3 protein-coding genes and 1 pseudogene are annotated in these 6382 nt (G+C 71.3%); 3 read left to right on the top strand and 1 reads right to left on the bottom strand.

The annotated features are described in order from the left end of the window. Positions 1–266, top strand: a pseudogene (locus tag U9977_RS23700) (FHA domain-containing protein); the annotation flags it as partial. 110 nt (positions 267–376) lie between these two features. Then, positions 377–4645 carry a serine/threonine-protein kinase gene (locus tag U9977_RS23695; RefSeq protein ID WP_322751493.1) on the top strand — a complete coding sequence of 1423 codons (4269 nt, stop codon included), beginning with the start codon at positions 377–379 and terminating at the stop codon, positions 4643–4645. A 9-nt stretch (positions 4646–4654) separates the two neighbouring features. Here U9977_RS23695 and U9977_RS23690 read toward each other — a convergent pair whose 3' ends face one another. Beyond that, positions 4655–4894: an exodeoxyribonuclease VII small subunit gene (locus tag U9977_RS23690; RefSeq protein ID WP_322751492.1), complete on the bottom strand. Its 240-nt coding sequence runs from the start codon at positions 4892–4894 to the stop codon at positions 4655–4657. A 452-nt stretch (positions 4895–5346) separates the two neighbouring features. On the opposite strand from U9977_RS23690, the gene U9977_RS23685 reads away from it, so the two are divergent. Further along, positions 5347–6382, top strand: a 1036-nt coding sequence (locus U9977_RS23685; RefSeq protein WP_322751491.1) for a hypothetical protein, incomplete at its 3' end; no start/stop codon positions are given.

Here is a 6382-nt window from a genome sequence, read left to right as displayed (position 1 = left end):
GCCGCGCAACGCCTGTCCGCGACGTCAGCAGCTACGGTTCCCGGATGCGGACCGTCGACAAGCGGGGGCGGCTGGGGCCCTGGGAACAGCTGCCTCCCCAGGTCGACCGGCGATTCCACCCCGGCGACGAGGTCGAACTCGCCCCCGGCGTGATCCTCACCCGCAGCGGCCGGATCTTCCCCGCCGAACTTCCCGAGGACTGGCGGGCCGGCGTCCCGCAGACCCCCGTCCCACCGGGCGCTGCCGCACCCACCATGTCGGTGTGAGCCTGACTCCGGCTGGTGATGGTTAGAATCACCGCAGTGCGCAGGGGGGATGATGGGCGGGTTTGTACTGGTATGGTCCGGGATCGTCGTTATCCGGCTGCCACCTGCGCATGTTTGTTGTTGATCGGGAGCGGATAGCCGCCGCATTACCCCATTACGAGCTGGGCGCCGGGCTGGGTGCCGGCGGGTTCGCGCATGTCCTGGCGGGCCGGCACCGCCACCTGGAACGCGATGTCGCGATCAAAGTGTTGTCCTCAGCGAAGGATGACGCCCCTGTCGGTTTCGCCGCGGAGGCGCGGCTGCTCGCCAGTTTTGATCATCCGCATGTGGTCCGGGTCCACGACTACGTCGAGGACGACGGCCTGTGCCTCATCGTGATGGAGCTGCTGGCAGGGGGGACTCTGACCAGTCGGCGGGCAGGCCTACCGGCCGAGGGCGCCTGCGCGGTCGGCCTGGCCGTCGCGCAGGCGCTGACCTGTGCACATTCCCAGGGTGTGCTGCACCGCGACATCAAACCGGACAACATTCTGTTCGACGCCACCGGCCTGGTGAAGGTGACCGACTTCGGGATCGCGAAACTCCTCGACGGGTCGGCGGCCACCGCGAGCCGGATCATCGGGACGGCCCAGTACATGGCGCCTGAGCAGATCCTCGAAGGCCGATTGGGGCCGGCCACCGATCTGTACGCGCTCGGTGTGCTCCTGTACGAACTGCTCGCCGGGGCGCCGCTGTTCGACCCCACACTGCCGCTGCTCGCACAGTTGCGGCACCATCTCGACACCATCCCCGCACCGCCCGCCGGGGTGCCCGCCCAGGTCGCGGAGGTGGTCATGCGGGCGCTGGCCAAGGAACCGGCCGCACGCCAGCCGTCGGCCCGCGCATTCGCCCTCGATCTTGCCCGCGCTGCCTGCCTCGTCTACGGCCCGCGGTGGACTGCCCGTTCCGGCGTCGGCCTGCGCCTCGACGACGACATCCGCGAGGCCGCCGACTACCCACCGCCGCCCATCGCTCGAGTGCCGCAGCCGCAGCCGCAGCCGCAGCCGGCGCCCGCCAATCGGACTCCGCAGCCTGTCCGGCGGGCGCCGGTTCCCGGCCTGCGCACACTCGGCCCTGCGCTGACCGGTCACCTCAGCTCGGTGTTCTCGGTGGCGTTCTCCCCGGACGGGCAGATCCTGGCCAGCGCCGGCAACGACACGACGGTGCGGTTGTGGGATGTGGCCGACCCGTCCGCGTCCCGCCGGCTGGGTGGGCCGCTGCCCGGCCATGCCGGCCCGGTGCGGGCGGTGGCGTTCGCCCCGGCCGGCCGCATCCTGGCCAGCGCCGGTGACGACAAAACGGTGCGGTTGTGGGATGTGGCCGACCCGTCCGCTCCCCGCCTGCTCGGTGAACCGTTGATCAGTCCCGCTGGTCGGGTGCGTGCGGTGGCGTTCTCTCCGGATGGCGCCACGCTGGCCAGCGCCGGCAACGGCAGGACCGTGCGGTTGTGGGATGTGGCCGACCCGTCCGCTCCCCGTCCGGTCGGAGAACCGCTGTCCGTTCCCACCGACCGGGTGGACGCGATGGCGTTCTCTCCGGACGGTCGGATGCTGGCTTCCACCGGCGACGGCTCGGTGGTGGTGCGGTTGTGGGATGTGCGGGACCGGTCCATCCCGCGTCCACTTGGTGAGCCGTTGGCCGGTGACACCGCCAAGGTGTGGTCGGTGGCCTTCTCGCCGGACAGCGGGATCCTCGCGACCGCGGGCGGCGACAAGATGGTGCGGCTGTGGGACGTCACCGATCCGTCCGACCCCAGGTCGATCGGTGAGCCACTGACCGGTCACGCCGGGCGGGTACGGTCGGTGGTGTTCTCCCCGGACGGCGCCACCCTGGCCAGCGCCGGTGATGACAAGGCGCTGTGGTTGTGGGACGTGGCTGATCCCGCCGCACCCTGCCCTCTCGGCGAGCCGCTGACCGGCCACACCAGCATCGTGAACGCGGTCGTGTTCGCTCCGGACGGCCGCACCCTCGCCACCTCCGGCGCGGACTTCACCGTTCGGCTGTGGGACTGCGGGTTGCCCGCCCGGGTGTCACCGCCCGCCAAGGCCCCCGCACTGGCGGCGAAGGCCCCCGCACCGGCGGCCCTGGCGGTAGCGCCGACGGTGGCCCCCGCACTGGCGGCGAAGGCCCCCGCACCGGCGGCGAAGGTGGTCGCGCCGGCATCCGGCCCCCGGCCGCTCAACCGACCGCTGACCGGCCACACCAGCCCCGTGTTCTCGGTGGCGTTCGCCCCGGACGGCCGCACATTGGCCAGCGCCGGCGGCGACAAGACGGTGCGGTTGTGGGATGTGGCCGACCCCTGCGATCCCCGCCCGCTGGGCGATCCCCTGACCGGCTATCTCAACCAGGTGCGGTCGGTGGCGTTCGCCCCGGACGGGGAGATCCTGGCCAGCGGCAGCGCCGACCGCAGGGTGCGGTTGTGGGATGTGGCCGATCCGTCCAGCCCCCGTCCGCTCGGCCAGCCCCTGACCGGCCACACCGACGCGGTCCTCGCGGTGGCCTTCTCCCCGGCCGGCCGCACATTGGCCACTGCCAGCGCTGTCAACGACAAGACGGTGCGGTTGTGGGATGTGGCCGACCGGACCGCACCCCGCCCGATGGGTGGGCCGCTGATCGGTCACACCGACTCGGTGTTCTCGGTGGTGTTCTCTCCGGACGGCGCGATCCTGGCCAGCGCCGGCAACGACAAGACCGTGCGGCTGTGGGATGTGGCCGACCCGTCCGATCCCCGCCTGTTCGGCGATCCGCTGACCGGCCACACGAACCGGGTGCTGTCGGTGGCGTTCTCCCCGGACGGCACGATCCTGGCCAGTGCGGGCAGTGACAAGACGGTGCGCCTGTGGAAGCTGACCGGCCGGGCTGCTCCCCGTCCACTCGGCGATCCCCTGACCGGCCACACCAACCAGGTGCGGTCGGTGGCGTTCGCCCCGGACGGTCGAAGGCTGGCCACCGCCAGCATCGACACGACGGTGCGGTTGTGGGATGTGGCTGATCCCGCCGCCCCCCGTCCGCTCGGTAAGCCGTTTTCCGGCCATACCGGCACCGTGTGGTCGGTGGCGTTCGCCCCGGACGGCGCCACGCTGGCCAGCGCCGGCGACGACAGGACCGTGCGGCTGTGGGACTGCGGGTCGGCCACACCGGCCACACCGGCCGCTGCCACAAAGCCAGCCCCCGCCAAGAAGGCTGCCGCGGCTTCTGCCCCGGCGGCCCCGACGGTGAAGATGCCCGAGCCTGCGCCCGTCCAGAAGCCGCCCGTCCCGAAGCCGACCGTCCAGAAGCCGGCGGCCCAGAAGCCTGCGGCCCGCAAGCCGGCGGCCCGCAAGCCGATGCCCGTTCCCGACCCCCGCAGCCTCGGTCAGCGGCTGACCGGCCACACGGGCTGGGTGATCTCGGTGGCGTTCTCCCCGGACGGCCGCATCCTGGCCAGCGCCGGCGCGGACCGGATGGTGCGGTTGTGGGATGTCGCCGACCGGTCCGCTCCCCGTCCGTTCGGCCCACCCCTGAGCGGCCACACCGACCGGGTGGAGGCGGTGGTGTTCTCCCCGGACGGCACGATTCTGGCCAGCGCGAGCGCCGATCGGACGGTGCGGCTGTGGGACGTCACCGCCCGTCGCCTCCGCCCGCTCGGTGCGCCGTTGACCGGTCACACCGACCGGGTGTGGTCGGTGGTGTTCCTGCCCGACGGCCGGATTCTGGCCAGCACGGGCAGGGACGGGACGGTGCGGTTGTGGGATGTCGCCGACCGGTCCGCTCCCCGCCGGTTTGGCCCGCCCCTGGCCGGCTCCATCGGCCCGGTGCGGTCGGTGATGTTCTCGCCGGACAACCGCATCCTTGCCAGCGCCGGTGCTGACCTCAGCGGTACCGGCCCGGTGCGCCTGTGGGACGTGAGCGAACGCCGTCCCCGCCCGCTCGGTGAGCCGCTGACCGGCCACACCGGCGACGTGTGGTCGGTGGAGTTCGCCCCGGACGGGCGCACCGTGGCCACCGCCGGCGTCGACAGGACGGTGCGGCTGTGGGACATCACCGCTCCTCGTCCCCGCCTGCTCGCCCCCTTGATCGGCCACGCCGCCCGTAGCCCCCGCGTACTCGGTCCGCCGCTGACCGGTCACACCGGCCGGGTGGGGGCGGTGGCGTTCGCCGCGGATGGCTGCACCCTGGCCAGTGCCGGCGAGGACGCGACGGTGCGGTTGTGGGACATCACCGCACGGTCCGCCCCCCGTCCGCTCGGTCCGCCGCTGACCGGCCACACCGGCTGGGTGAAGGCGGTGGTGTTCGCCCCGGACGGTCGCACCCTGGCCAGCGCCGGCGACGACAGGACCGTGCGGCTGTGGGATGTGGGCTGACCCGGGGGCCTATCCCGCGTCGGACTGGGCCGCCTCGGACTGAGCGGCGTCGAGGCGGGCGCGGGCACCGTCCAGGAAGGACTGGCACGCTCGTGCGAGCGCCTCACCGCGTTCCCACAGTGACAGCGACTCCTCCAGGGTGATGCCGCCGGCCTCCAGCCGGCGGACGACATCCTCCAGCTCCGCCCGGGCCCGCTCATACGTCGGCGGAGCCTCGTGTGTCGCCGGCGCATCCTGCGAACCTGCCACCGATACCTCCTGGGAGTCGACAGCCGCGGCTGTTTTTTTCGATCACGTATGGGTCATACTTGGGACGTGCGCGCTCCACGACGCCAGCGTCCCCTCCGCCGCCGGATCAGTCCGCCCCCGGAGGGCGTTGTGCTGTCCCGCATCGCGGAGCGTGTCTCATATGTCGGCAGTGCGGAACACAAGACGGCGCCTTCCTTCGCCGGACGGCAGCCGCGGTTGCGCGCCGATGCGACCAAGTGTGATCCTGCGTTGGCTGATCCGGCCGAGCTGACCGGTTGGCTTCGCAGTGCGATCCTCGCCGGAACCGTTGGTCCACCGTGGGAAGGAGACTTCCCGCGTTATGTCTGGCATCGCCGCGAAGGGGTCTGCTACGAGGGCCGTCTGGTCAATCAGGGTCAGGGTCAGTACAAGGGTTACCCTCTGCAACCGTCGCAATGGCCTTCGGGGGTCTGATGGCGGAAGCATCTGAACTGCGCTTCCAGTGGGAGTGGGAGCCTGCGCCCGGCGTGCGTTCTCCCGAACTTCGGGCCACCTGGGCACGGTTGGAGATCCTTGTCGGCACACGGCACGTCTCCCTGGTGGAGGACCTCGGGTCGGGTAGCGCTCGTCGTTCGATCTACTGCCCGCTGTACCCACTCGCCGAGTGGATCGCCTTCAACTGGTGGTCCCTTGCGGCCGACGCCCGACCCAACAGAGCGCTCGACGGTCCGTTCCCCGATGCTGCGACCCACGACGGCCTGCTCCGGCACAGCCTCCGATCGGCAGGCGACGGTTTCCGTTGGCCTGATCTCATCATCGTCCCGGAGGGTTCTTCGACCCGTCTGCTGTGGCGGGATGACCATGAGGTCTCTTCCGATCAACCGATCCGCTACCTTGGCCATGGCCACGCGCGAACTCCACGAGCCCAGGTCGAGCGCGAACTGGCGGCCGTGGTCGGCGCCGTCCTGACCCGGCTGGCTGAACAGGGTGTCACCGGGACGGCGCTGCACACCGAATGGGCCGCCGTCACCGGAGCCGACGAGGACGAGCAGGAGTTCTGCCTGGCAGCGGCCCGCCTGGGCCTCGACCCCTATGCGGAAACTGCCGATCTCGCCGACGACATCATCCGTGCGGCGACTCGACTCGGCCCGGGGATGGCCGGCGATTTCCTTGACGCGGTTGACCCTGAGAACATCGTCGCCGGCCTGGAATGGATCGGCGCCGCCACCGAAGTCCTGCGGTCATCCGGTCCGGATGTTCCGTCGCTGTCAGCGCTGCGGAGCGTTGCCCGCCAGGGGTCAAGCTTCACACGTGGTGCTCCTCCATGGCAGGTCGGCTGGTCGCAGGCCGGCGCGGTCCGTGATTTCTTCCAGATCGGCTCCGATCGCCGTCTCGATATCGACCAGGTCCTACGAACATGGGACGCGCCGGAGACTGGCGTCCCGATTGATCAGTTGACCGCTCCGATCCGCCGCTCGCGGCCGCACGGGGACAAGGCCCTGCAGGCGC

Origin of the sequence: Protofrankia sp. Cas8 (assembly GCF_963555845.1) — a bacterium.
Classification (GTDB): domain Bacteria; phylum Actinomycetota; class Actinomycetes; order Frankiales; family Frankiaceae; genus Protofrankia.
The sequence above is the reverse complement of the archived record's forward strand: the minus strand, read 5'-3'. Positions and strand labels throughout refer to the sequence as shown.

What these genes read in the sequence shown, in the direction of transcription:
- U9977_RS23695 (WP_322751493.1), top strand. Translation starts at nt 377, where the DNA reads ATGTTTGTTGTTGATCGGGAGCGGATAGCCGCCGCATTACCCCATTAC.